The sequence below is a fragment of the Pseudoalteromonas sp. RWi3 genome, from assembly GCF_054960735.1.
Map to the genome: position 1 here is coordinate 1 of NZ_JBHNYL010000056.1, position 280 is coordinate 280.

The following is a 280-nucleotide window of genomic DNA, read 5'->3' on the forward strand; positions in this document are numbered from 1 at the left end:
TTGTTGAACAATGTCCATTCGTTTACGCATTAAGTCGCGAACAGCCCTGAGCTCTCGGGGGTAAATGTAGCCCTCAGGCAGAATGTTTAGACGTAGCATTTCAGCTAACCAACGTGCATCACTATGGTCATCAGCATGTTTTAAGCCTGAATATTGTTGGATTGCAGCGGGGTTTGCTAAGTGAAGTTTAAACCCTTCATCCATTAAAGCATCGACTAACCAATACCAATTAAAAGTTGATTCAACAACAAGTCCAGTTAACTTGTCTTTATAAGGACTT

1 protein-coding gene is annotated in these 280 nt (G+C 41.1%); it reads right to left on the reverse strand.

What is annotated here, in order from left to right; genetic code table 11:
- Nucleotides 1-280 (reverse strand): IS110 family transposase (locus ACFI4Z_RS19120; RefSeq protein WP_462671898.1); only part of this gene is annotated, 280 nt, incomplete at both ends.